The organism is Pseudomonas sp. Pseusp49 (assembly GCF_059491875.1).
In genome coordinates this window covers 5,987,781-6,012,957 of the sequence record NZ_CP168514.1, presented here as the reverse complement: position 1 = coordinate 6,012,957, position 25,177 = coordinate 5,987,781, and the positions used below count along the sequence as shown (strand labels likewise).

Sequence of the window (25,177 nt, the reverse complement as noted above, 5' to 3'; positions counted from 1 at the left end):
CAGCCTTCGGCACCTGTAGGAGCTGCCGAAGGCTGCGATCTTTTGCTTTTAGCGGTTACGCAACCCTTCCAGCAACTTGTGCGTCGGATACCCATCCGCTGGCCAGCCAAACGACTGCTGGGCGCTGCGGATCGCCTTGCGAGTGTTGGCGCCGATGATCCCGTCGGCGGTGCCGGCGTCGTAGTTTTGTGCGCTCAGCAGGTTTTGCAGCTCGATCCGCTCGGTGCGGCTCAGTGGCAGGTCATCCTTTGGCCACGTGCCACTGATCAAGCCCGCACCATTGAAGCGTTCCGACAACAGGCTCACACCCAGGGCGTAGGACGACGAGTTGTTGTACTTGAGGATCGCCCGGAAGTTATCGAGCACCAGGAACGCCGGGCCACGGTAACCGGCCGGCAGTAGCAGTGCCGCGGACAATTGCTCGGAGCCGGCCGGGACCTGGCCACCGTTGGGCAGGGTAATGCCCAATTGCCGCCATTCAGCGACGCTCTTGCGAATCGTGCCGTCGGCCAGCAGGTAGTTGAACCCGCTCGGCAGCTGGACTTCAAAGCCCCATGGCTGGCCTCTCTGCCAGCCAGAACTCTGCAGGTAGTGCGCGGTAGACGCCAGGGCATCGGCCGAGCTGCTCCAGATATCGCGACGCCCGTCACCATCGAAGTCCACGGCATGGGTGTTGTAGGTGGTCGGGATGAACTGGGTCTGGCCCATGGCGCCGGCCCAGGATCCCAGCATCTTCTCGGGCTCGATATCGCCTTGTTGCAGGATTTGCAGGGCGGCAATCAATTGCGCGTGGGCGAAACCGGGGCGACGGCCTTCGTAGGCCAGGGTCGCCAGCGAGTTGATTACCGACTTGTTGCCCTGGAACTGGCCAAAGTTGCTTTCCATGCCCCACACGGCCACCAGTGCCTGACGATCAACGCCGTAACGCTGCTCGATGCTTTGCAGGGTGTCCGCGTACTGGTTGATCAACGACTGGCCTTTACGTACCCGCAGCGGTGACAAGGCGCCATCAAGGTATTCCCACACCGGCTTTGCGAATTCCGGTTGGCTGCGGTCGGCACTAATCACACTGGGGTCGAAGCTGACATTGGCGAAAGCGCGATCAAACAGATCGGCGCGGATACCCGCGGCCAGGGCATCCTTGCGGAAACCCGCCTGCCATTCGGCGAAGGTCTGGGTTGGCTGGATGTCGAGGTTCTCACCCGTAGGAACCACAGGCGGAACAACCGCCGGGGCGGTGGCGACAGGAAGCGTCTGAAGCGGCTGAGCGTCGGCTGCGGTCGGTTTTTCCGCACAGGCGACAAGCAAAACAAGGCTGGAGGCAGCGATCAATTGGCGTAGGTGCCAACGACGGGGAAGACAAAAGGGCATGCACGGGTCCAGGGAGTACGAATCAGGTACAGACCTTAACATGTTGAAGGGGTGTTCTGCTTTACGCAGCCAGAAAGTAAGAAGCCTCCCAGTTGTCAGACTGGAAGGCTTCGCGGCGGTAACTACCCTTGCCCTTGGCTGGACGTTCCTGGCGACTGCGGAACAATGGCTGGGCGATGATGGATTTGGCCTTGTTGGGGCCATGCTTCGATGGCTTTTTGCTCATGATCGGGTCTCACGGATGGGTGGGTGTTGCGGGGGAAATAATCTGCCGAAGTCGGGGTTATGTCTATAGGGCAGATGGAAGCGGGGTTTGTAGGACGGAAGATCAAAAGATCGCAGCCTGCGGCAGCTCCTACATGAGAATGCGATCCCTTGTAGGAGCTGCCGCAGGCTGCGATCTTTTGATTTATTCGGCGGGCAACGACAATCTCTGACCGGCCATCAACAACGTCAACCGGCTCAAGCTCATCCACGGCGAACCCGCCGCCTGGCCCTTGATCTGCGCGTCGATGCGTTGCGCTTCCAGCAGCAGTTGCGCCCAGCGTTGTGCCGAGTAACGTTGCAGGGCTTTGCTCATCAACGGTTTACGTTTGTCCCAGACCGGAGGTTTGGCCTGGCTGAAGGCCTTGTCCAGCGGCGTCCCCTGGCTGTATTGCAGGGAAATATTGGCCAGCAGGCGCAGCTCCCGGGCCAGGGCCCAGAGAATCACCGGTGGCTCGACACCTTCGCCGCGCAAGCCTTCGAGCATGCGCAACGCATGGGCCGCTTCACCATTGAGCACCGCATCGGTCAGGCCGAAGACGTCGAAGCGCGCACTGTCGGCCACTGCCGCCTGCACGGTTTCGACGGTGATCTGACCCCCTTCGGCCATCAGTTTGAGCTTTTCGATTTCCTGGGCGGCGGCCAGCAGGTTGCCCTCGACCCGTGCTGCAATCAGCTCAACAGCGTCCTGGCTGGCGGATAGCCCGGCCTGGGACAGGCGTTGGCGGATCCAGCTGGGCAACTGGGCGACATCGACTGGCCAGATCTGCACGAACTGGGTCTGCTGTCCTTCGACCAGCGCTTTGCCCCACTTGGTTTTCTGTGCACTGCCATCGAGTTTCGGCAAGCTGATCAGCAGCACGGTGTCGTCGGCCGGGCGCGAGCAATACTCGATAAGTGCGGCGGCGCCTTTGTCGCCAGGCTTGCCGGAAGGCAGGCGCAGCTCCAGCAGGCGCTTTTCGGCGAACAACGACATGCTGGCACCGGCTTGCAGCAAGGTCCCCCAGTCGAAATTGGCGTCGGCGGCAAACACCTGGCGTTCATCGAATCCCTGCTGACGGGCAGCAGTACGGATGGCGTCGGCCGCTTCCTGACACAGCAGCGGATCATCGCCGCTGATGATGTAGACGGGCGCAAGGGCGCCTTGCAGGTGTTTGGCGAGTTGGGCGGGGGCGAGCTTCATAAGAGAGGGCGAACGGGGCGCCTGAGCGCCCCGTAAGTCTTACTGCTGCGGCAGTTCGACAGGCGACTGACGCGGGGTTTCCGCTTCAGCCTTTTTTGCCGCTTCCAGTGCCGCGGCGTCAGCCTTGGCCTTGGCTTCGGCAGTTTGCTGCAATTTGTCCAGTTGGTCCGGGCTCAGTTGTTCCAGACGCAGCATCATGCGTTGAACCAGTTCCCGGCGGCCTTCTGCACGGGCTGTTTGGGCTTCCTGGTCGGACCCCACCAGGTTGCTGCCGTCGTGCATAAAGACTTTCTGCACTTCAAGCTTGTCGCTCAACAATGGCAGATCACCGCGACCACGGATGTCGTAGCTCAGCACGGTGGTGATCTGGTACTCGCCGGTACTGCTGGCGCCTGCGTAGCTGAGGATGCGCTGGCTTTCCTGCTCATTGGTCAGCACCAGTTTGTACGGTGCGCCGGTATAGACTTTGACGCCGCTGCCTTCCAGTACCCGACGCAACTGGGTCACGGTTTCGCCATAAGCGTTACGGGCGCTCAGGTCGAGCTCCTTGATCGCCAGTTGGTTGGTGCCGGTGCCGCGCAGCTGGAAACCGCAGGCGCTCAGCAGAACCGCGAGGCCCATCACCAGCAGATTGCGTTTGATCATCTTGTTGCTCCCCTTGAAACCATGTGGGCCGATCAAGCGGCCCGAAAGGTTTTACTCGGCGCCAGGCTCACCTGGCGCCTGATCCAATTAGCTGGCGACGATATTGACCAGTTTCCCGGGCACTACGATCACTTTACGAATGGTCAGACCGTCGACGAAGCGCAGGACGTTCTCGTTGGCACGGGCGGCGGCTTCGACTTCTTCACGGCTGGCACTGGCCGGCATGTCGATGTGACCACGCAGCTTGCCATTGACCTGAATCACCAGTTGCAGGCTGTCCTGTACCAAAGCGCTGTCATCCACCACCGGCCAACCGGCGTCGATCACAGGATCAGCGTGGCCCAGTCGATGCCACAGCTCGTGGCTGATGTGCGGCGTGATCGGGGCGAGCAGCAGGGTCACGGTTTCCAGGCCTTCCTGAACCAGCGCGCGATCCTGTTCGGTGCCTTGTGCGGCTTTCTCCAGCACGTTCATCAGCGTCATCACCTGGGCGATGGCGGTGTTGAATTTGTGGTTCTGGCCGACGTCCTGGCTGGCCTGCTTGATGGCCAGGTGGATCGAGCGACGAACGGCTTTCTGCTCGTCATTCAGGCTGGCGACGTCCAGTTTGCCCGGCAGGCCCTGAGTGACGTGCGCTTGAGCCAGGCGCCAGACGCGCTTGAGGAAACGGTGCGAGCCCTCTACGCCGGAGTCGGACCATTCCGCGCTCATGTCAGGTGGCGAGGCGAACATCATGAACAGGCGGCAGGTGTCTGCACCGAACTGGTCAATCATCGACTGTGGGTCGACGCCGTTGTTCTTCGACTTGGCCATCTTCTCGGTGCCGCCGATTTCCACCGGCAGTCCGTCAGCTTTCAATTTGGCGCTGATAACCTTGGCCTTGCTGTCGCGCTCGAGCTCGACGTCCGCCGGGTTGAACCAGGTGTAGGCGCCATTGGCTTCGCGGCGATAGTAAGTCTCGGCGATCACCATGCCCTGGGTCAGCAGGTTCTTGAACGGCTCGTTGGAGCTCACCAGGCCTTCGTCGCGCATCAGCTTGTGGAAGAAGCGCGCGTACAGCAGGTGAAGAATCGCGTGTTCGATACCGCCGATGTACTGGTCAACCGGCAGCCAGTGGTCGGCCGCCGATTTTTCCACCAGGCCGCCTTCAAAGTGTGGCGAGGCGTAGCGGGCGTAGTACCACGAGGACTCGACGAAGGTGTCCATGGTGTCGGTTTCGCGCTTGGCCGGCGCGCCGCATTTAGGGCAGGTGCACTCGTAGAACTCGGGCATGCGCGCCAGTGGCGAACCGGCGCCATCCGGCACCACGTCTTCGGGCAGCACGACCGGCAGTTGATCTTCCGGTACCGGCACGTCACCGCAGGTGGTGCAGTGGATGATCGGGATCGGGCAGCCCCAGTAGCGCTGACGGCTGATGCCCCAGTCGCGCAGGCGGAACTGGGTACGCGAGGCGCCCAGTTCTTTCTTGATCAGCGCGACTTCGATGGCGTCGAAGGCGCCCGCGAAGTCGAGGCCGTCGAACTCGCCGGAATTGATCAGGGTGCCGTGCTCGCCGTAGGCATCTTGCCATGGCGCGGGGTTGGTCTCACCGGAACTGGTGCGCACGACCGATTTGACCGGCAGGTTGTATTTGTGGGCGAATTCGAAATCGCGCTCGTCGTGGGCCGGAACCGCCATCACCGCGCCATCGCCGTAATGCATCAGCACATAGTTGGCGACCCAGACCGGCAGCTTTTCGCCGGTCAGCGGGTGTTCGACGAACAGACCGGTCGGCAGGCCTTTTTTCTCCTGAGTGGCGACGTCGGCTTCAGCCACGCTGCCGCCCTTGCATTCAGCGATGAACGCTTGCAGCTCGGGATTGTTCCGGGCGGCCAGGGTGGCCAGGTGGTGCTCGGCGGCCACGGCGACGTAAGTCGCGCCCATCAGGGTGTCCGGACGGGTGGTGAAGACTTTCAGTGCACCGGTTTCGCCGATGGAGTCGACGTTGTACGGGAACTGCACTTCCATGCCGCGAGATTTGCCGATCCAGTTGCGCTGCATGGTCTTGACCTGTTCAGGCCAGCCAGTCAGTTCGTCGAGGCTCTCCAGCAGTTCATCCGCGTAGGCGGTGATCTTGAAGTAGTACATCGGGATTTCGCGCTTCTCGATCAGCGCGCCCGAACGCCAGCCGCGACCGTCGATCACCTGTTCGTTGGCCAGGACGGTCTGGTCGACCGGGTCCCAGTTCACGGTGCCGCTTTTCTTGTAGATCACACCTTTTTCGAACAGGCGAGTGAACAGCCATTGTTCCCAGCGGTAGTAATCGGGCTTGCAGGTGGTCACTTCGCGCGACCAGTCCACCGCCAGGCCCAGGCTGCGCAGCTGGCTTTTCATGTAGGCGATGTTTTCGTAGGTCCATTTGGCGGGCGCTACGTTGTTCTTCATCGCGGCGTTTTCCGCCGGCATGCCGAAGGCGTCCCAACCCATCGGTTGCAGAACGTTCTTGCCCTGCATGCGCTGGTAGCGGGAGATCACGTCGCCGATGGTGTAGTTGCGCACGTGCCCCATGTGTAGCTTGCCGCTGGGGTAAGGGAACATCGACAGGCAGTAGTAAGTCTCCTTGCCTGGCTGTTCACTGACTTCAAAGGACTTTTGCTCGTCCCAGAACGACTGGGCGGCGGCTTCGATTTCACGGGGCTGATATTGTTCGTGCATGGCTACTTTTGAACTGAATAGGGGTGGCCTAATCCTCTTCAATGCAACGCTGGACGTTGAAGTCGCCTCATTGGCGTTTTCGGTGTCCAGCCGAGCTGGAAGTGGAGTTACAGGAAGCGCCGTAGCATACATGACCGCGCTCTACCGAGGGAAACCCTGATTGCTGCCACACGTCCTGCGAAAACCGCTGCGAGGGCCGTTGGTCGCGGCGTTCAGCCGGTTTGTTCATGGAAGCTAAGCTCTAACTGGGGAGTAGGTCATATCTTCCAATGAGGTGAGGGATGGTTGAGTCACAGCAAAAAGCTACAAAACCGGAGCTGTACGAAAGGCTGATCGATCGGTTGGCCTTGGCCCTGGAAGCGGCAAGGACCGCTGGCCGGTTGCGCGACGAACGCCCTCTGGAGCTGGAACTGCGTGGCCTGAGCCCCGCAGAGTTTGCACTGGTCAAGGCGTATCTGGATCGCAGTGAACGTGAGACGCACGGATGCTTGTCAGAAGCGGTAAAGCAACTCGACGCACCACGTTCAGCCAAGATCATCTGGCTCAAGGACAAGGTTCCCGGCAGAGACGCGGTAAAGGTCCGGTCTTTGCAGTTCAAATAGGGCACGGTGCCATGCTCCTTGAATTTTTGAAGCATAGTCCTTCCATATTGATTGTCGCATTGCGCCAACCCACTTAGGCTTCGGGCATCTCCAGGAGATGCTCGATGCCGTTCCGTTATTTCGTAAAACAACTTCTTTTGCCGCCCGGCATTCTATTGCTGCTGCTTTTGCTTGCCTGGTGGTTGCGCCGCTCAAGGCCGAGGCTTGCCGGTGCGTGCTTTGCTCTGGGCCTGGGTGGTTTCTGGCTGATGAGCCTGCCGGTGGTTGTGCAATGGAGTGCCAGTCTGCTCGAGCGGGAGCCGCCGCTTGCCCGCAGTGAGTGGGCAGTCCTGGGGCAGCGTGCGGACGCGATCGTGGTCCTCGGTTCGGGGCGCGAGCGCGGTGACGTGGCCTGGGGCGCCGACCAGCCCACGGGTGTCGGTCTGGAACGTCAGCGCTTTGCCGCGCGGTTGGCCAAGGCTTCCGGGTTGCCGGTACTGACCAGCGGCGGCTTGCATTACGGCACGCCGCCCAGCGAGGCGCAGATGATGGCTGACGCCTTGCGTGACGATTTTGGCTTGAGCGTGCGCTGGCAGGAAGGGCGCAGCCGCACGACCTGGGAAAATGCGCAGTTCAGCGCCGAGGTGCTGCTTCCGCAGGGCATCAAGCGTGTGGTGCTCGTGACTCAGGCCTGGCATATGCCACGGGCGGTCTGGAGTTTCCGCAAGGCCGGTTTTGAGGTGGTGCCGGCGCCGGTAGGGTTTCTGGGCGGCGACAACGCGCGGCCGCTGGGTGGCTGGATGCCGGAGTTCAAGGCGATCTGGCAGAACGGGCAGTTGATGAACGAGGCGGTGGGGCAGGTCGGTTATTCGTTGTTTTATCGATGAAGTTCAAAAGATCGCAGCCTGCGGCAGCTCCTACAGGCATTCCAAATGTAGGAGCTGCCGCAGGCTGCGATCTTTTCTAGACGGTCTTGGCCATCCGGCTGGCAATCAGCGCCCAGCCAAACAACAACACGCAGACTATGAGCAATGGCCATGAGCGCCATTCCAGGTACGGCGTCAGGTTGTGCATCGGCACCACTTCGCCATACAGGATGCCGCGTTCGAACTGCGGGATCTGATCGGTAATCTGGCCGAATGGGTTGATCAGGCCGGACACGCCGTTGTTGGTGGCGCGGATCATCCAGCGGCCGGCTTCCAGCGCGCGCATCTGTGCCATCTGCAGGTGTTGCAGTGGGCCAATGGAGGTGCCGAACCAGGTGTCGTTGCTGATGGTCAGCAACAGGTCGCTGCGGGCGGCAAGGCTGGCGGCGAACTCCGGATAAACCACCTCATAGCAGATGAACGGCGCGATCTGATAACCCTTGGCTTGCAGCAGCGGCTGGTCAGCCGGGCCGCGAGCGAAGTCCGACATTGGCAGGTCGAAGAAGGCGATCAGCCCGCGCAGGATATCCTGCAAGGGAACATATTCACCAAAGGGCACCAGTTTTTGCTTCAGATAAGTGCCGTCGCCTTCACCGGTCACGGTGATGCCATTGAAGAAACGCTTCTCGTGGCGTACTTCCATGCGGACCGGGACACCGGTGATCAACGCCGATTTACGTTCAGCCGCGAAGTTGCCCATCATGTTCAGGTAGCCCTCGGCGGACTCCTTGAGCACCGGGATCGCCGTTTCCGGCCAGATGAGCAAGTCGACGCGTTTGGAGCTGAAGCTCATGTCGCGGTACAGCGCCAACTGCGCGTTGAGCTGCGCCGGATCCCACTTCATGCTTTGTTCGATGTTGCCCTGAATGGCGGCGACGCTCAGTGGCGGGCCCGAAGGGCTGGTCCAGGCGTGGTGCTTGAGCGCCATGCCGACCAGCCATGGGCCGACCAGCAGCAATACACCGGCAGCGATGAAGCCCTTGCGTCCCGTGCGAACCAGGCGCAAGCCGTTGTAGATCAACGCCGCTGTCAGTGCCAGGGTAAAGGAAATCAGCCACATCCCGCCGAGGGGTGCGAGCCCGGCCAGCGGGCCGTCGAGCTGGCTGTAACCGGAATACAGCCACGGAAAACCGGTCAGGAACCAGCCGCGGAAGGCTTCCTGGGCGACCCACAGCGCAGCGAAGGCCAGGGCGTCGGCCAGCGGCGCCTCATTGCGGCGCAGCCAGCGCGCCCAAATCCAGGCGGGCAGGGCAAAGAACCAGGCAATCGCCGCCGTGAACAGCAGCATCAGGAAACCGGCGAGCAACACCGAGGCGCCGCCGAAATGGTGAATGCTGTAGTAGATCCAGCTGGTGCCGGCACCGAACAGGCCGAAACCGAAACACCAGCCGCGCCCCAAGGCTTGACGTGGGCTCAGTTCGCGCAGGCCGGCATAGAACAGGCCGACGGCGAGCAATGCCAGTGGCCAGATATCGAACGGCGCCAGGGCCAGGGTGGTGATTGCACCGGCCGCCACGGCCAGCAGGTTACCGGGCCAGCCGGGGCGGGTTGTCCAGCGCATTTCAATCCTTAGCGAGCAATGGGCGTCAGGCGAAGCAAGTGAATCCGACGGCTGTCGGCGTTCAGGATGCGGAAGCGGTATGGGCCGATTTCAGTGATTTCGTTACGTTTTGGCAGATGCCCGAACGCACTCATCACCAGACCGCCAACGGTGTCGAATTCATCGTCGGAGAACTCGCTGTCGAAAAACTCGTTGAAGTTCTCGATCGGCGTCAGGGCCTTGATCAGGAAATCACCGCTCGGCAGCGGCTTGATGTAGCTGTCTTCTTCGACATCGTGTTCGTCTTCGATGTCGCCGACGATTTGTTCCAGCACGTCTTCGATGGTAACCAGGCCTGCCACACCACCATACTCGTCGATGACGATGGCCATGTGGTTGTGGTTGGCGCGAAATTCGCGCAGCAGCACGTTAAGACGCTTGGATTCCGGCACGAAGGTGGCCGGACGCAGCAGATCCTTGATGTTGAAGCTGTCGCCGTTCTCCTTGAGGATCAACGGCAGCAGGTCCTTGGCCAGCAACACGCCCATCACGTCATCGTGGCTTTCGCCGATGACCGGGTAGCGCGAGTGGGCCGAGTCGACCACGGCAGGCAGGAACTCGCGGGGTGTCTGGTTCGCCTTGATGCTGACCATTTGCGAGCGCGGGACCATGATGTCCCGCACCTGCAAGTCAGCCACCTGGATGGCGCCTTCGACAATGGCCAGCGCTTCGCTGTCCAACAGTTTGTTCTGGTGTGCATCGCGCAGCAGCTCCAAAAGCTCCTGGCGATTTTTCGGCTCGTGGGCAAAAGCCTGGGTGAGCTTACCCAGCCATGACTTCTGCCCGTTGCTCGATCGATCTTCGCTCATAGCGATTACTCTGAATCCTTTGTTGTTTCTGTGGGGGATAAATCGGTCTCGTCGTCCGCGTACGGATCGGGAAAGCCCAGTTCTGCAAGCAACGTTCGTTCCAGTGCTTCCATCTCTTCGGCTTCGTCGTCATCAATATGGTCGTAACCGAGCAGATGCAAGCAGCCGTGAATCACCAGGTGTGCCCAATGGGCCTTGAGTTCCTTGCCTTGATCCAGGGCCTCACGCTCGACCACCGCCACGCAGATCACCAGATCGCCCAGCAGTGGGATGTCGAGGAATTCATCCGGCACATCGGCCGGGAATGACAAGACGTTAGTTGCGTAATCCTTTTGCCGCCAGGTGTGGTTCAGCTCGCGTCCTTCGGCTTCGTCGACCAGGCGAATGGTCATCTCCGAGTCGGCGCTGCGCTGGCGCAAAGCCAGTTCGCACCACTGGCGGAATTCGGCTTCGCTGGGGGCGGGGGCTTGGGTAGCGATTTGCAGGTCAAGCTCAAGCATCGCGGCGGCTATCCTTGGCGGCTGCATCATCGGCCGCACGGGTTTCGAAGCGCTCGTAGGCCTCAACGATGCGCTGTACCAGCGGATGGCGCACGACGTCCTTGGGCTGGAAATGGGTGAAGCTGATCCCCGGCACTTCCTTGAGCACTTCAATCACATGGTGCAGGCCGGACTTGGTGCCGCGTGGCAGGTCGACCTGGGTGATGTCCCCGGTGATGACGGCCGTGGAGCCGAAGCCGATCCGGGTCAGGAACATCTTCATTTGCTCGACCGTGGTGTTCTGGCTTTCGTCAAGAATGATGAAGCTGTTGTTCAGCGTACGGCCGCGCATGTAAGCCAGCGGCGCGACTTCGATCACCTGGCGCTCGATCAGCTTGGCGACGTATTCGAAACCGAGCATTTCGTAGAGCGCGTCGTAGAGCGGGCGCAGATACGGGTCAATTTTTTGCGACAGGTCGCCAGGCAGGAAGCCGAGTTTTTCACCCGCTTCGACCGCCGGGCGCACCAACAGGATGCGGCGAATCTGCTCGCGCTCCAGTGCATCCACCGCGCAGGCGACGGCCAGGTAGGTTTTGCCGGTACCGGCCGGGCCGATGCCGAAGTTGATGTCGTTACCGAGGATCTCCTTCACATAGCGCAGCTGATTCAAGCCGCGGGGGCGAATCATGCCTTTCTTGGTGCGCAGCGCCACGGACGGTTCGGCGGGGGAGTGGTTGTCCAGCTGTTCCACGGCAGATTCCTGCAGGAACAGGTGCACCATGTCCGGCGACAGCTCGGTACCCTTGGTTTCCCGGTACAGGCGGCGCAGGAGGTTTTCCGCGGAGGTGGTGTGTTTGGGCTCGCCGATCAGCTCGAACTGGTTGCCGCGATTGCGGATCTCGATGGTCAGGCGTTGTTCGATCAAGCGCAAATGCTCGTCGAATTGCCCGCACAGATTGGCGAAGCGGCGAGCTTCAAAAGGCTCGAGGATGAAACGATGTGGTTCTATGGGTGCGTTCAAGGTCGTATTTAGCCGCCCTGGGGCAATTGAGATGAAATCAAGGATAACGCCAGTGGGCTGGGTGCGAAAGCTCTTAAATGAGGCAACCCGATTCCCGCCTCTGGCGCTGTACCTGTGGGAGCGGGCTTGCTCGCGAAGGCGGAGTGTCAGTCGACATTATTGGTGCTGACAGACCGCCTTCGCGAGCAAGCCCGCTCCCACAGGGATATTCGGTGTTATTGGATCAGCGAACCCCGCAGCGAATGCGGCTGCGCGGCATCAATGTGCACGTCCGCGAACTGGCCGATCAGGGTCGGATTGTCGCAGCGGAAGTTGACGATACGGTTATTCTCGGTCCGGCCTTGCAGCTCGCCCGGGTCTTTTTTCGAGTAATCGGTCACCAGGATCCGCTGGATCGAACCGACCATTTGTCGGCTGATCTCGAAACCTTGCTGGTTCAAGCGATGCTGCAGGGCATTCAGACGCTCTTTTTTCAGCTCTTCCGGCGTGTCGTCGGCCAGGTCGGCGGCCGGAGTGCCCGGGCGTTGGCTATAGACGAACGAGTAGGAAAAGTCGAAGCCGACGTCGGCAATCAACTTCATGGTTTGCTCGAAGTCTTTCTCGGTCTCGCCCGGGAAACCGACGATGAAGTCCGAGCTGATGCAGATCCCCGGCACGGCGGCGCGCAGCTTGCGCAGTTTGGATTTGTATTCCAGCGCGGTGTGGTTGCGCTTCATCGCGGCGAGGATGCGGTCCGAGCCGGACTGCACTGGCAAGTGCAGGTGCTTGACCAGTTCCGGCACATCGGCGTGGGCCTGGATCAGGCTGTCGGAGAACTCCAGCGGATGCGACGTGGTGTAGCGGATGCGGTCGATGCCATCGACGGCGGCAACCACGCGGATCAGCTCGGCCAGATCCGCCAGGCGCCCGTCATGGGTGAGGCCGCGATAACCGTTGACGTTCTGCCCCAGCAGTGTCACTTCGCGCACGCCGTTTTCGGCAAGGTGAATGATCTCGGCAATCACGTCGTCGAACGGCCGGCTGACTTCTTCGCCGCGGGTGTAGGGCACCACGCAGAACGTGCAGTACTTGCTGCAGCCTTCCATCACCGACACGTAAGCGCTCGGGCCGTCGATGCGCGGCTCGGGCAAATGGTCGAACTTTTCGATTTCCGGGAACGAGACGTCGACTTGCGGCAGTCTGGTGATGCGCGCGGCGTCGATCATTTCCGGCAGGCGGTGCAGGGTTTGCGGGCCGAACACCACGTCGACGTACGGCGCGCGATCGCGGATGGCCGCGCCTTCCTGGCTGGCCACGCAACCGCCGACGGCGATCACCATCTCCGGGTTGGCCAGCTTCAGTTCGCGCCAGCGCCCGAGCTGGGAGTAGACGCGGTCCTGCGCGCGTTCGCGGATCGAGCAGGTGTTGAGCAGGATGACGTCGGCGTCTTCAGCGCGCGCGGTGACTTCCAGGGCCTGGTGTTCGCCCAGCAGATCGACCATGCGCGAGCTGTCGTACTCGTTCATCTGGCAACCGTGGGTTTCGATGTAAAGCTTCTTGGCCATGGATAGAGTCATCACGTGATTCAAAGAACCGCGCATTATAGGGAACATGAACCCAGGTTCCTACCGCTGCGCGTCCGGCGGCTATGCTATAGTTTGCGCCCTCTTTTTTATCCCTCGATGTGTTACCCGCCCACCATGACCAAACGTGAAGCTCCAATCTACAAGGTGATTTTCCTCAATCAGGGCCAGGTGTTCGAAATGTACGCCAAGCAGATCTATCAAAGTGATCTGTGGGGCTTTCTGGAAGTGGAAGAGTTCGTCTTTGGCGAGCGCACGCAAGTGGTCGTCGATCCGAGCGAAGAAAAGCTCAAGGCTCAGTTCGAAGGCGTGGTGCGCAGTTTTGTGCCGATGCATTCGATCGTGCGTATCGACGAAGTCGAGCGTCTGGGGACACCGAAAATCAGCGAAGCCCGCGGCGCGGTCGGCAATGTCATGCCGTTTCCGATGCCGATGCCTGAGAAGTAAGGCACGAAACCGGGTTGCTTCATTCGCGAGCAAGCCCGCTCCCACAGGGTACTGCATTCCAATGTGGGAGCGGGCTTGCTCGCGAAGAGGCCGGAAAAAGCGCCGCAGAATTTAAGGTAGAGGCGCGAAAGGCGTACGCCCGTCAGCGCTCTGCAGTTCCATCAAATATTTACGGAAAATTTGCCCGAGCACCTGGGTGGCAAGCTCCAGTTCTTCGCGGGGCATTTTTTCGGTGACTTCGTCAGCGGTGTCCAGTGCATCTTCGGCACCGTTGACCGCCGCCATCTTCAGCAGGATATACGCCTGAACGTTATTGGCCGGTACGCCTTCGCCGTGGAAGAACATGGTGCCGAGCTTGAATTGCGCCTGGGCGTGGCCTTGCAGCGAGGCCTTTTCGAAATAGCTCAGGGCTTGATTGAGATCGCGCGGTGCGTTTTTGCCTTCGTAGTAGAACTCACCCAACTCGTATTGCGCTTGCGCATCCCCTTCATCCGACGCTTTCTGGCAGGCGGCGATCGCCTGTTCCAGGTCTTGCGGCTGGGTATTGAGGGTGCAGCGACCCATCGCTGGGATCAACAACGAGTTGCCGCCTGCTTGTGCGTGCGCGAGCAGGGGCTGAAGAAGCAACAGGCAGCCCAGTGCAAGGGTGCGGCCGGTGCGGTTCATGGGAATCGACTTACCTCTGAAGGGCGCGCGGACCCATCGAGGGATCCAATAAGCGCGCATTATGAAATAAGCAGGGCCAACCTTACAAAGTCTTTACTCGTTTTTCTGCTGCGCGGGAAATATATCTCCCGTTTTGCGGAGGATTTTTGCTGAAAGTGTAGGAATGAAGGTGGGCGTGTAGGTGAAAGCTGACGCTGGCAATGGCCAACGTCAGCGCTACAGCGTTATTTCAAGGCTGCGAAGGCACGCTCGGCGGCGTCCAGGGTCAGTTTCAGTTCGGCTTCGCCGTGGGCGATCGAAGTAAAACCGGCTTCGAAGGCACTCGGTGCCAGGTACACGCCACCTTCGAGCATCAGGTGGAAGAAGCGGCCGAACAGGGCGGCGTCACTGGCCATCACGTCATCAAAAGTCACGATGTCGTCGGCGCCGCTGAAGTACAGGCCGAACATGCCGCCGGCTTGTGTGGTCACGAACGGAATGCCCGCCGCATCGGCGCGCTGTTGCAGGCCGTCGAGCAGGCGAGTGGTGTAGTCGGTCAGCTCGGCGTGGAAGCCCGGACGGCTGATCAGGCGCAGGGTGGTCAGGCCGGCGGCCATCGCCAGCGGGTTGCCGGACAGCGTGCCGGCCTGGTAGACCGGGCCCAGCGGGGCGATGCGCTGCATGATTTCACGCTTGCCGCCGAAGCAGCCGACCGGCATGCCGCCACCGATGATCTTGCCGAAGGTGGTCAGGTCCGGCGTCACGCCGTAGTACGCCTGGGCACCGCCGAGGGCGACACGGAAACCGGTCATCACTTCGTCGAAAATCAGCACCACGCCGTGCTTGTCGCACAGGGTCCGCAGGCCTTCGAGGAAACCCGGTGCCGGCGGCACGCAGTTCATGTTGCCGGCCACTGGCTCGACGATGATGCAGGCCACGTCCTGGCCGACTTCGGCGAGCATGGTTTCAACGGCGTCGATGTCGTTGAACGGCAGGGTCAGGGTGTGTTTGGCGAACGCTGCCGGTACGCCGGCCGAACTCGGTACGCCCTGGGTCAGTGCGCCCGAGCCGGCCTTGACCAGCAGGCTGTCGGAGTGACCGTGGTAGCAGCCTTCGAACTTGATGATGCTGTCGCGGCCAGTGAAGCCTCGGGCCAGGCGAATGGCGCTCATGGTCGCTTCGGTGCCGGAGCTGACCATGCGCACCATTTCCATCGACGGCACGAGAGAGCAGACCAGGTCGGCCATCTGCGTTTCCATCTCGGTCGGCGCGCCGTAGGACAGGCCGTGCTCCAGCTGCTTGCGCACCGCCTCCAGCACATCCGGGTGGCTGTGGCCGAGGATCATCGGGCCCCAGGAACCGACGTAATCCACATAGCGCTTGTTGTCTTCGTCGGTGACGTAGGCGCCTTCGGCGTGCTTGAAGAACAACGGCGTGCCGCCGACGCTCTTGAACGCGCGAACCGGAGAGTTCACGCCACCGGGAATGTGTTTCTGGGCATTGGCAAACAGCGTTTCGGAACGAGACATGATCGGGTTCTCAGATTTTAAGTAATTCGTTAAAGGCGCGGGCGCGGCGGGTGACTTCAGCCGTGCTCTCGGCGCCGAACAGGCCATGCACCACGGCCAGCAGATCGACCCCATGGGCCACCAGCGGGGCGGCGTTGTCCAGGGTGATGCCGCCGATCGCGCAGATCGGCAGGTGCAGTTGCTTGCGCGCCTGGTCGAGCAGTTCGAGGCTGCAAGTCGGTGCGCCGGGCTTGGTGTTGGAATTGAAGAAGCGGCCGAAGGCGACATAGCTGGCACCTTCTTTGGCCGCCTGTTCGGCGAGTTCGAGCTGCGCGTGGCAGGTTGAACCGATGATCGCCTGACGCCCGAGCAGTGCACGAGCCGGAGTCAGCGGGCCATCGGTCTGGCCCAGGTGCACGCCCACATTGAGGCGCGCGGCCAGTTCGGCATCATCGTTGATTATCAGCTGGGTCTTGTAGCGTTCGCACAGCTCGCGCAAGGCTTCGGCCTCACGCAGGCGACGGGCCTCGTCGCTGCTTTTGTCGCGGTACTGCAGCAAGGTGACGCCGCCTTCCAGCGCCGCCTCCACGTACTTGAGCAACTTACCGTCCAGCAAATGGCTGTCGGTAATGGCGTACAGGCCACGTAGTTTCATCGGTCAAGCCTCACCGCATTACAAATGGAAGTTACGAACAGAAATCCAGCGGCAGGCGGCGCGGCACAAACTGGCCTTTGCCCAGCTGCTCGGCGTCACGCAGGGTGCGCCATGTGTAGTTAAGCGCGGTCTGCACGGCGCTGGCGAGGTTTTCACCCTGGGCCAGACGACCGGCCAGCGCGCTCGCCAGGGTGCAGCCGGAACCGTGATAACTGCCGGGCAGGCGCTGGCAGGTAAAGGTTTCGCGCAGGCCGTCGCGGCTATACAGGCGATTGTGGATTTCGGTTTCGTCGCCATGGCCGCCGGTGATCAGCAGGTGTTTGACGAACGGCAAGAGTTTTTCAGCGCACTCGTCCGCGGTGCCTTCGGGCAGTTCGGCGAGGATCCGGGCTTCGGGAAGGTTGGGGGTGGCAATGATCGACAAGGGCAGCAGGCGTTCGCGCATGGCGTAGCCGACTTCGTCCTTGCCCAGGCGTCCGCCGCCGCCGGCGCGCAGCACCGGGTCGCAGACCACTGGCAAATGCGGGTGCGCTGAAAGCAGTTCGACCACGGTGTCGACCATTTCCAGGGAACCGAGCATGCCCAGTTTGACCGCCGCGACTTCGGAATCGTTGAGCACGGCATTGGCCTGGGCCAGTACCCACTCACGGTCGAGGACGCGGAAGTCAGTGACATTGACGGTGTCTTGCACGGTCAGGGCGGTGACGGCCGGAGCCGCATGGCAACCCTGAGCGAGCAGGGCTTCGATATCTGCCTGCAAGCCGGCGCCACCACTTGGGTCGTGGCCGGAGAGACAGAGGACAACGGGGCGAGAGCTGTAGATATTCATGGTGCGCGAGCTTACCACCAAACAACGTTTTTCGGGTGTGCGTGCACTTCGGTGTGAGGCGCAGAAAAAGGCAAAAGATCGCAGCCTTCGGCAGCTCCTGCAAGAAGGGCGGATCGACGCAAACCTGTAGGAGCTGCCGAAGGCTGCGATCTTTTGATTTTTTGCCCAAAACAAACAGCTCTATCTCAAAAAAGCCTTCGCCGGAACGCCCGTCCTAGAGCCTTTTCATGAAAGATTTCAATGGTGTTTAATGGCCATCAACGGCTATGCTAGAGTGGATCCAAACCAATAACAGGTGATACCGGTTTTACGTCTGCTCAAAAGGAATGGGGGGCTTCCTGACAGAACCGGACAGGCCACGCTGGGGCTTCAATGCGCTATTTGCTGATGTTGCTGTTGTGTTTGCCCCTCCTGGCAGGCGCCGTCGAGTTCGATGAGTTTACTCAAAGCCTCCCCTTGGGCCGAACCCTGCAGGTCTATGAGGACGCGGGTGGTCAGGCGACCATCGCGGATATCCGCGCGCAAGCGGCGGCCGGCAACTTCAAGGCGCACAACAAAGACACGCTCAACGCCGGGTACTCGCGCTCGGTGTTCTGGCTGAAAATCGACCTGCATTACCGACCGACCGATCCGGCGGCGCAACGGACCTGGCTGCTGGAACTGGCCTATCCACCCCTCGATCATCTCGATCTCTATTTGCCCGATGCGGCCGGCAACTATCAGTTGGTCAGGCAGACCGGCGATGCCTTGCCCTTCGCCAGCCGCGAGATTCGTCAGAACAACTATCTGTTTGACCTGACGTTCAAAGCCGACCAGGCCGAAACACTATTCCTGCGCTTGCAAAGCGAAGGCTCGATCCAGGCACCGGTAACCTTGTGGTCGAGCACCGCCTACCTCGAAGAGCAGCCCGTGCGCCTCTACGTACTGGGGCTGATCTACGGCGTGTTGCTGGGGATGCTGGTCTATAACCTGTTCATCTACCTCAGCGTGCGCGATACCAGCTACCTCTACTACATCTTCTATATCGCCTCGTTCGGCTTGTACCAGCTGTCGGTCAACGGCGCGGCAGTGCAGTATTTCTGGCCGGACAACCCTTGGTGGGCCAACGCCGCGACGCCGTTTTTCATCGGCTGCGCGGGGTTGTTCGGCAGTCAGTTCGCCCGCAGTTTCCTGCAAATGGCTACCCACAGTCGCTGGCTCGACCGCTTGCTGCTGGCGTTGGTTGCCTTCGGTGCGCTGGTGGTCGGCCTGTCTTTGATGACCAGCTACGCCCTGGCGTTGCGCCTGGCCACGGCCCTGGCGCTGACGTTCACGGTGGTGATTTTTGCCGCCGGGATCTTTGCCTGGCTGCGGGGGCTGCGCGTCGCGCGGTATTTCATCATTGCCTGGTCGGCGTTTTTGCTCGGCGGTATCGTCAATACGTTGATGGTGCTGGGATACCTGCCGAATGTGTTCCTGACCATGTACTCCAGCCAGATCGGCTCGGCCATCGAAGTGGCGTTGTTGTCCCTGGCACTGGCCGACCGCATTAACGACATGCGCGAGCAGCAGGCGCAGACGCTATTCGACGCCGGCCAGAAGCTTGAAATCCTCAACCAGCAACTGGCTCGCAGTAACAAGCTCAAGGACGAATTCCTGGCCACCCTGACCCACGAACTGCGCACGCCCATGAACGGTGTGATCGGATCACTGGAATTGATGCAGACGGTCGAAATGGACCCGGAGCTTGAGCAGTATCAGCAGACGGCTTCGGGGTCGGCGCGGGACATGATGCGCATGGTCAACGGTATCCTGACCCTCACCGAACTGCAGGCCGGCAAACTCCAGACCTCGGCCGACAGTTTCAGCTTGCGCCGCATGGTCGAGGCACTGCGCACGCAGTTCGAGGGCAACGCTTCGAGCAAGTCGCTGGACTTCAAGGTCGACGTCGCATCCGGCGTGCCGGATCGCTTGCACGGCGACAACACCAAGATCGCGCAATGCCTGGAGTGTCTGCTGGACAACGCCATCAAGTTCACCCGGGTCGGCGGCCTGGCCTTGCGGGTGACCGGCAAGGCCGTTGAGCCCGACCGGTTGGCGTTGACCTTCGCGGTGATCGATACGGGCATTGGCTTCACCGATCTGGGAGAGGCCACGATGTATCAACGGTTCTTCCAGCTCGACGGCTCGATGACCCGTGAATACGGTGGCCTGGGTGTTGGCCTGGCGATTTGCCGGCAGTTGGTCGAATTGCTCGGTGGACGCCTGACGCATCGCTCCGAGCCAGGACGCGGCAGCCGGTTTCAGCTGGATGTGGAAGTCGGGCTGTCGGTGGCCGAACGCCCCCTGGCACCCTTGATGCCCCGGGATTTTCCGCGTCTACGCCTGCCGCAGGATTGTGCGGTGCTGTTGGTGGATGACAACAGCATCAGCCAGTTGGTGATGCGCGGCATGTTGCTCAAGCTGGGTTTTCGCGTGCGTACGGCCGACGGAGCCGATGTCGCGCTCGATCTCCTGCAACGCGAAGTGTTTGACGCGGTGCTGGTCGATTGTCAGTTGCCGCGTCAGGACGGTGAGTCGCTGTGCTGCCAGATCCGCGCGTTGCCGGGCTATGCCGAGCTGCCGTTGTTCATGATCGCCCTGGGGGGGGACCGTCAACGCTGCCCGACCGGCGCATTGATCGATTACTTGAGCAAACCGGTAAAATTCGAAGACTTGCAGGCCGCGCTCTACCGTCGGGTGCTCTGCTCGCAACAGGGCGAAAGCGCCGACAGTTAGGCGGATATGACACTTTGTTCGACTGAGGGGCGGTGCTTAACTGAAGTCCCTTGGCCGACCAAAGGAGCCCAGTCATGAACCTGCATCAGTTTGCCGAAACCCACGAAGTTACCAACCAGCCACCGTCACTGGACGGCGCCAACCTCTACCGCATCGACTTGCCGTTACAGGAATGGTCGCGGCGGTTCGGGGCCGGTTGGGCCGAATCGCGGATCGACGCTTACGGCGCGCTGGCCGGTGGTCCGTTGATGGAAGCCGGGTTCCTCGCCAATCAGAACAAGCCGGTGTTCAACAGTCATGACCGCTTTGGTCATCGCATCGATCTGGTGGAATTTCATCCGGCCTATCACCAACTGATGCGCACGGCAGTCGAGCACGGCTTGACCTCGCTGCCTTGGGCGCACCCGCAGGACGGCGCTCATGTGGCCCGCGCCAGCATGTCGTATCTGCACAGCCAGGCCGAAGCCGGCAGTGGCTGCCCGTTGACCATGACCTTCGCCAGCGTTCCGGCCATGCGTCTGCAACCGGACCTGGCGCAAAAGTGGTTGCCGAAAATCCTCGCTACCGAATACGACCCGCGCAACGTCGGCATGGCCCACAAGGCCGGGGTCACCATCGGCATGGCCATGACCGAGAAACAGGGTGGCACCGATGTGCGGGCCAATACCACCAAGGCGTATCCGGTTGGAGCCAGCGGTCCGGGCCAGGCCTATGAGTTGGTGGGGCACAAATGGTTTTGCTCGGCGCCGATGTGCGACGCCTTCCTGACACTGGCGCAGACCGACAAGGGCCTGACCTGTTTCCTGCTGCCGCGCCATCGCCCGGACGACACACGCAATCAGTTCTACATCCAGCGCCTGAAGAACAAGCTCGGCAATTGCTCCAACGCTTCGAGCGAAGTGGAGTTTCGCGGCGCACTGGCGTGGATGATCGGTGAAGAGGGGCGTGGCGTTCCGACGATCATCGAGATGGTCGCCATGACCCGCTTCGATTGCATGGTCGGTTCCAGTTCGCTGATGCGTCAGGCGTTGACCCAGACCAGCCACCATTGTGCTCATCGTTCGGTCGGCGGCAAATTGCTCCGCGAGCAACCGTTGATGCAGAACGTGCTGGCGGACCTGGCGCTGGAAAGCGAGGCCGCCCTGGCCTTGAGCCTGCGCATGGGCCGGGCGCTGGATCATCTGGACGACTCGCAGGAAGCCAGGTTCGCCCGGCTGGTAACGGCGGTGGGCAAGTACTGGATCTGCAAGCGGGCACCGGCGATGATCAATGAAGCCGCCGAATGCATGGGCGGCGCGGGTTATGTCGAAGACAGCATTCTGCCGCGGCTTTACCGCGAGGCGCCGGTGAACTCGACGTGGGAAGGTTCCGGCAACGTGCAGTGCCTGGACGTGCTGCGTGCCCTGTCAAAAGAACCGGGCGTGCTCGATGCGCTGTTCAGCGAGTTGGGCGATGGTCATGGCGACAAGCGCCTTGCCGCGCACATCCAGCAATTGCAGGCAGCCTTCAAGGACACCAGCGACATTCAGTACCGCGCCCGGCAACTGACTGAAGACATCGCCTTGGGATTGCAGGCCAAGTTGCTGCTGGAAGCCGGGAATTCGGTGGTCAGTGATGCCTTCATCGCCAGTCGCCTGGGCGGTGGCGGCCGAGTGTACGGCGCGTTGCCACGCGGCCTGGACGTGGAAGCGATTGTCGCCCGATCGACCCCGCAGGGTTTCTGATCCCAGGTGCAAGGACGCCACTGGACCAATGTGGGAGCGGGCTTGCTCGCGAATGCGGTTTCACATTCAACGTTGATGTGACTGACAGACCGCTTTCGCGAGCAAGCCCGCTCCCACATTTGATCCGCGGTGCGCCCCGGGGTTTGTGTAGCAATCACTGTTCCCGTGAAGCGACGATGCAGGCAAGATGAAGGTCTGCAAGTCAGAACACAGGATGCTGATCGTGACCGAAGCTTTTATTGTCGTTCAAACCGCCGAGCAAGCCGTGGATCGGCTCGCACTCTTGCACAACCGTGCAACTACCGCGCTGAGTCAGGCGCTCAAGCGTTACCTCAAGGACCGCGTCGAGCCTGATGCCGAGCAGCGGGCGTTGTTCCGTTATCCCGAGCTGCGCCTGACCTACCACTGTCAGGGCGAAGTCCCGCAGACCACCCGTGCCTATGCCAAGGTCCAACTGCCGGGCACCTACAGTGTCACCGTCACCCATCCGTCGGCTTTCCGTAAGTACCTGCTGGAACAACTGGTTCCGTTGATGCACGACTTCACCGTGACGGTGGAAGTCGGTGTCAGCCAGCAGAACATCCCATATCCGTATGTGGTCGAGCAGGGCGATGAACTGGGAGGCTCCGGCGTCACCGCCGCCGTGCTGGCGCGGGTATTCCCGAGTACCGACCTGTCGGCCGCGACCGACGGCATTGCCGACGGTTTGTACGATTGGGAAAACACCGATCCGCTGCCGCTGGCCCTCTTCGATGCCGCACGGGTGGATTTCTCCCTGCGCCGACTGGTGCATTACACCGGCAGCGACTGGCGCCATGTGCAGCCGTGGATTCTGCTGACCAACTACCACCGCTATGTCGACCAGTTCATCGTCCACGGCCTGGAACAATTGCGCCAGGACCCGCGCTTCGTGCGCATGGTGCTGCCGGGTAACGTGATCATCGAAAAGAGCATGGATCACGGCGAAGCGTCGGCGATTGCCGCCGGCGTGGTCTGGCACCGTTACCAGATGCCGGCCTATCACCTGATCGCCAGTGACGGCCATGGCGTGACCCTGGTCAACATCGGTGTCGGTCCCTCCAACGCCAAGAACATCACCGACCACCTCGCCGTTCTGCGCCCGCATTGCTGGCTGATGATCGGCCACTGCGGCGGCCTGCGTCAGTCGCAGACAATTGGCGACTACGTGCTGGCCCACGCCTACATGCGCCGCGACGGCATTCTCGACCGGGTCGTGCCGCCGAACATTCCGATTCCGGCCCTGGCCGAAGTGCAACTCGCGCTTCAGCAGGCGGCGGCCAACATCACCGGTGAGAAGGGCGACGAACTGAAAAAACGCCTGCGTACCGGCACCGTGCTGACTTACGACGACCGTAACTGGGAGCTGCGCTGGGCGCAGGAACGGCCGCTGATCAACCTGTCCCGCGCCGTGGCGGTGGACATGGAAAGTGGCACCATCGCCGCCCAGGGTTATCGTTTGCGGGTGCCGTACGGCACGTTGCTTTGCGTCTCGGACAAACCGCTGCACAGCGAAATCAAGTTGCCGGGCTCGGCCAACGCCTTCTATGAGCGCGCGGTCAGCCAGCACTTGAAGATCGGTATCGAGGCGGTGGATCTGTTGCGCACCGAACTCAACTCACTGCACTCGCGCAAACTGCGCAGCTTCGACGAGCCGCCGTTCCGCTAACGGTTGTCATGGTCATTTGACGGTTGGGGCACTAGCATTGGCAGCCCTGACCGTTAGATGTTTCCTTTCTCATGTCTCGTCCTCCTCAACGTCCCGTTTCCCGCCGCCCTGGCACGAAACCCTCGCCTGCAGCCCCGCGCCGTGTCGCCAAGGCTCCGCCGGCCGAGCCGAAGCTGATCCTGTTCAACAAACCTTTCGATGTGCTGACGCAATTCAGTGACGGCGAAGGGCGCGCGACGCTCAAGGACTACATCGATGTACCGGGGATCTATCCGGCCGGACGGCTGGATCGCGACAGCGAAGGCTTGTTGCTGCTGACCAACGACGGCCAGCTTCAGGCGCGAATCGCCGATCCGAAGCACAAACTGGCCAAGACCTATTGGGTGCAGGTCGAAGGCGAGCCGAGCGCCGAGCAATTGCAGCGCCTGCGTGACGGCGTCGAATTGAATGACGGCATGACCTTGCCCGCCGAGGCGCGGCAACTGGACGAGCCGGAGCTATGGCCGCGCAATCCGCCGGTGCGCTTTCGCAAAAGCGTGCCGACCAGTTGGCTGGAGTTGGTGATTCGCGAAGGGCGCAACCGGCAGGTGCGGCGCATGACCGCTGCGGTCGGTTTGCCGACCTTGCGCCTGGTGCGCGTCAGAATCGGTGACTGGACGATCGAAGGGCTCGATCAGGGCCAGTGGAAAGAAGTACCGGCGCGCTTATAAGGCGCCGGATTCGATCAGGCCGATCACCACGCTCTTGATGATGAACGCGGCCACGCCCAGGCCCAGCACGAAGAACAGGATGAACGAGCCAAAGCGCCCGGCCTTGGACTTCTTCGCCAGATCCCAGACGATGAAACCCATGAAAATGATCAGGATCGTGACCAGACCGGTCATCATCCACTCTTCAAAGACTGCAGGATCCATCGAACATCTCCAGCGCGGGCGAGGCTAAAAGGGCGCGAAGATTATACGCCTCGCTGGCTGTGTGCAGTATTGACCTGCGTCGGTGTGTCGCAGTCATCCGTCGCCCGGTTCGCCCTGTAGGAGCTGCCGCAGGCTGCGATCTTTTGATCTTAAAAAAATCAAGATCAAAAGATCGCAGCCTGCGGCAGCTCCTACAGGGTGGGGGGGTCTTAACTGCGCAGGTGAGTCAAAGGCAGTTCGGTGCTGTTGAGCACCTGATTCAACACAAAACTCGAACGCACGCTGGTCACGCCTTCAATCCGGGTCAGATGCCCGAGCAGCAGTTTCTGGTAGTGATCCATGTCCGGCACCACGACCTTGAGTTGATAGTCGGCATCCATCCCGGTCACCAGGCTGCATTCGAGCACTTGGGGCAAGGTGCGAATGGCCGCTTCGAAGTTCTCGAAACGTTCCGGCGTATGACGGTCCATACCGATCAGCACGTAGGCCGTCAGGCTCAGGCCGAGCATTTTTCGGTCGAGCAGGGCGACCTGACGGGAAATGTAGCCGTCGTCTTCCAGTTGTTTGACCCGCCGCGAGCACGGCGAAGGCGACAGACCGATGCGCTCGGCCAACTCCTGGTTGGAGATGCGTGCGTCGCGCTGCAATTCCGCCAAAATACTCAGGTCGTAACGATCGAGCTTGCTCATCAATCAGTCCTTTGTCGTAACTATTGCGGCAGATTATGTATCCGGGGTTAAAAATTGCGCAAGTGATGTTTAATTGAGCAATCTTCGCAATCCTCTGTCGGCGCTCTCGGCCTATTCTTATCACCAGAATCACTGCTCGGACAAACAGTCCAGTGCGGCTCGCCCAATCAGGCCCGCCGCGGTCGCC

Annotated in this window: 23 protein-coding genes; 7 read left to right on the top strand and 16 right to left on the bottom strand. The window is 61.1% G+C overall.

The annotated features are described in order from the left end of the window. Positions 1-48: 48 nt before the first annotated feature. The 5 genes from ACEN83_RS26810 to leuS all read right to left on the bottom strand — a co-directional run bounded on the left by ACEN83_RS26810 (position 49) and on the right by leuS (position 6,157). Positions 49-1,371 carry a lytic murein transglycosylase gene (locus tag ACEN83_RS26810; RefSeq protein WP_429391926.1) on the bottom strand — a complete coding sequence of 441 codons (1,323 nt, stop codon included), beginning with the start codon at positions 1,369-1,371 and terminating at the stop codon, positions 49-51. Positions 1,372-1,432: 61 nt separating this feature from the next. After that, positions 1,433-1,597, bottom strand: a complete 165-nt coding sequence (gene arfA, locus ACEN83_RS26805; RefSeq protein ID WP_007975872.1) for an alternative ribosome rescue factor ArfA — start codon at positions 1,595-1,597, stop codon at positions 1,433-1,435. A gap of 183 nt (positions 1,598-1,780) precedes the next feature. Continuing rightward, the gene (gene holA / locus ACEN83_RS26800) at positions 1,781-2,818 is read right to left on the bottom strand and encodes a DNA polymerase III subunit delta (protein ID WP_007975871.1); all 1,038 of its coding nucleotides are present in this window, start codon (positions 2,816-2,818) and stop codon (positions 1,781-1,783) included. 39 nt (positions 2,819-2,857) lie between these two features. Further along, positions 2,858-3,463, bottom strand: a complete 606-nt coding sequence (locus ACEN83_RS26795) for an LPS-assembly lipoprotein LptE (RefSeq protein ID WP_116581889.1) — start codon at positions 3,461-3,463, stop codon at positions 2,858-2,860. 87 nt (positions 3,464-3,550) lie between these two features. Beyond that, positions 3,551-6,157 carry a leucine--tRNA ligase gene (gene leuS / locus ACEN83_RS26790; RefSeq protein ID WP_116581872.1) on the bottom strand — a complete coding sequence of 869 codons (2,607 nt, stop codon included), beginning with the start codon at positions 6,155-6,157 and terminating at the stop codon, positions 3,551-3,553. Between the two features lie 281 nt (positions 6,158-6,438). On the opposite strand from leuS, the gene ACEN83_RS26785 reads away from it, so the two are divergent. Continuing rightward, positions 6,439-6,759 carry a hypothetical protein gene (locus tag ACEN83_RS26785; RefSeq protein WP_015096967.1) on the top strand — a complete coding sequence of 107 codons (321 nt, stop codon included), beginning with the start codon at positions 6,439-6,441 and terminating at the stop codon, positions 6,757-6,759. A 104-nt stretch (positions 6,760-6,863) separates the two neighbouring features. After that, positions 6,864-7,625, top strand: a complete 762-nt coding sequence (locus ACEN83_RS26780; RefSeq protein ID WP_495578849.1) for a YdcF family protein — start codon at positions 6,864-6,866, stop codon at positions 7,623-7,625. A 76-nt stretch (positions 7,626-7,701) separates the two neighbouring features. Here ACEN83_RS26780 and lnt read toward each other — a convergent pair whose 3' ends face one another. From lnt to miaB, 5 genes are all read right to left on the bottom strand, one after another. Further along, on the bottom strand, positions 7,702-9,225 hold the full coding sequence (gene lnt, locus ACEN83_RS26775; protein WP_218486009.1) for an apolipoprotein N-acyltransferase: 1,524 nt from the start codon (positions 9,223-9,225) through the stop codon (positions 7,702-7,704). Between the two features lie 8 nt (positions 9,226-9,233). Beyond that, positions 9,234-10,073 (bottom strand): CorC family transporter, encoded by an 840-nt coding sequence (locus tag ACEN83_RS26770; protein ID WP_007975860.1) that lies wholly within the window; start codon positions 10,071-10,073, stop codon positions 9,234-9,236. 5 nt (positions 10,074-10,078) lie between these two features. Further along, the gene (ybeY, locus tag ACEN83_RS26765) at positions 10,079-10,573 is read right to left on the bottom strand and encodes an rRNA maturation RNase YbeY (protein ID WP_116581870.1); all 495 of its coding nucleotides are present in this window, start codon (positions 10,571-10,573) and stop codon (positions 10,079-10,081) included. Next, complete coding sequence (locus ACEN83_RS26760; protein WP_015096962.1) at positions 10,566-11,573, bottom strand: PhoH family protein; 1,008 nt, start codon at positions 11,571-11,573, stop codon at positions 10,566-10,568. The genes ybeY and ACEN83_RS26760 overlap by 8 nt, the downstream gene beginning before the upstream one ends. 215 nt (positions 11,574-11,788) lie before the next feature. Further along, the gene (miaB, locus tag ACEN83_RS26755) at positions 11,789-13,117 is read right to left on the bottom strand and encodes a tRNA (N6-isopentenyl adenosine(37)-C2)-methylthiotransferase MiaB (RefSeq protein ID WP_218486011.1); all 1,329 of its coding nucleotides are present in this window, start codon (positions 13,115-13,117) and stop codon (positions 11,789-11,791) included. A gap of 135 nt (positions 13,118-13,252) precedes the next feature. On the opposite strand from miaB, the gene ACEN83_RS26750 reads away from it, so the two are divergent. Next, complete coding sequence (locus ACEN83_RS26750) at positions 13,253-13,582, top strand: DUF1820 family protein (RefSeq protein WP_003185742.1); 330 nt, start codon at positions 13,253-13,255, stop codon at positions 13,580-13,582. A 111-nt stretch (positions 13,583-13,693) separates the two neighbouring features. Here ACEN83_RS26750 and ACEN83_RS26745 read toward each other — a convergent pair whose 3' ends face one another. The 4 genes from ACEN83_RS26745 to ACEN83_RS26730 form a co-directional block, all read right to left on the bottom strand. Then, positions 13,694-14,248 (bottom strand): tetratricopeptide repeat protein, encoded by a 555-nt coding sequence (locus ACEN83_RS26745; protein ID WP_095965710.1) that lies wholly within the window; start codon positions 14,246-14,248, stop codon positions 13,694-13,696. A gap of 224 nt (positions 14,249-14,472) precedes the next feature. Continuing rightward, a complete protein-coding gene (hemL, locus tag ACEN83_RS26740; RefSeq protein WP_495578848.1) occupies positions 14,473-15,756 on the bottom strand; it encodes a glutamate-1-semialdehyde 2,1-aminomutase in 1,284 nt (427 codons plus the stop codon). A gap of 10 nt (positions 15,757-15,766) precedes the next feature. After that, positions 15,767-16,390, bottom strand: coding sequence for a thiamine phosphate synthase (gene thiE / locus ACEN83_RS26735; RefSeq protein ID WP_095965708.1), 624 nt, complete (start codon positions 16,388-16,390; stop codon positions 15,767-15,769). 31 nt (positions 16,391-16,421) lie between these two features. Continuing rightward, positions 16,422-17,219, bottom strand: coding sequence for a hydroxymethylpyrimidine/phosphomethylpyrimidine kinase (locus tag ACEN83_RS26730; protein ID WP_057713171.1), 798 nt, complete (start codon positions 17,217-17,219; stop codon positions 16,422-16,424). A 372-nt stretch (positions 17,220-17,591) separates the two neighbouring features. On the opposite strand from ACEN83_RS26730, the gene ACEN83_RS26725 reads away from it, so the two are divergent. The 4 genes from ACEN83_RS26725 (at position 17,592) to ACEN83_RS26710 (ending at position 24,097) form a co-directional block, all read left to right on the top strand. Next, on the top strand, positions 17,592-19,976 hold the full coding sequence (locus ACEN83_RS26725; RefSeq protein ID WP_495578847.1) for a 7TM diverse intracellular signaling domain-containing protein: 2,385 nt from the start codon (positions 17,592-17,594) through the stop codon (positions 19,974-19,976). A 74-nt stretch (positions 19,977-20,050) separates the two neighbouring features. After that, positions 20,051-21,700: an acyl-CoA dehydrogenase family protein gene (locus ACEN83_RS26720; protein ID WP_495578846.1), complete on the top strand. Its 1,650-nt coding sequence runs from the start codon at positions 20,051-20,053 to the stop codon at positions 21,698-21,700. 187 nt (positions 21,701-21,887) lie between these two features. Then, the gene (amn, locus tag ACEN83_RS26715; protein ID WP_172435715.1) at positions 21,888-23,387 is read left to right on the top strand and encodes an AMP nucleosidase; all 1,500 of its coding nucleotides are present in this window, start codon (positions 21,888-21,890) and stop codon (positions 23,385-23,387) included. A gap of 71 nt (positions 23,388-23,458) precedes the next feature. Next, entirely contained in the window at positions 23,459-24,097 is a 639-nt protein-coding gene (locus tag ACEN83_RS26710) for a pseudouridine synthase (protein ID WP_095965705.1), read from the top strand. Here the strand turns inward: ACEN83_RS26710 and ACEN83_RS26705 are convergent. Together ACEN83_RS26705 and ACEN83_RS26700 are read right to left on the bottom strand one after the other, a co-directional pair. Continuing rightward, positions 24,092-24,301 (bottom strand): DUF2788 domain-containing protein, encoded by a 210-nt coding sequence (locus tag ACEN83_RS26705; protein WP_007975837.1) that lies wholly within the window; start codon positions 24,299-24,301, stop codon positions 24,092-24,094. The genes ACEN83_RS26710 and ACEN83_RS26705 overlap by 6 nt on opposite strands. Positions 24,302-24,510: 209 nt before the next feature. Continuing rightward, positions 24,511-24,990 carry an Lrp/AsnC family transcriptional regulator gene (locus ACEN83_RS26700; protein ID WP_007937367.1) on the bottom strand — a complete coding sequence of 160 codons (480 nt, stop codon included), beginning with the start codon at positions 24,988-24,990 and terminating at the stop codon, positions 24,511-24,513. Positions 24,991-25,177 lie beyond the last annotated feature (187 nt).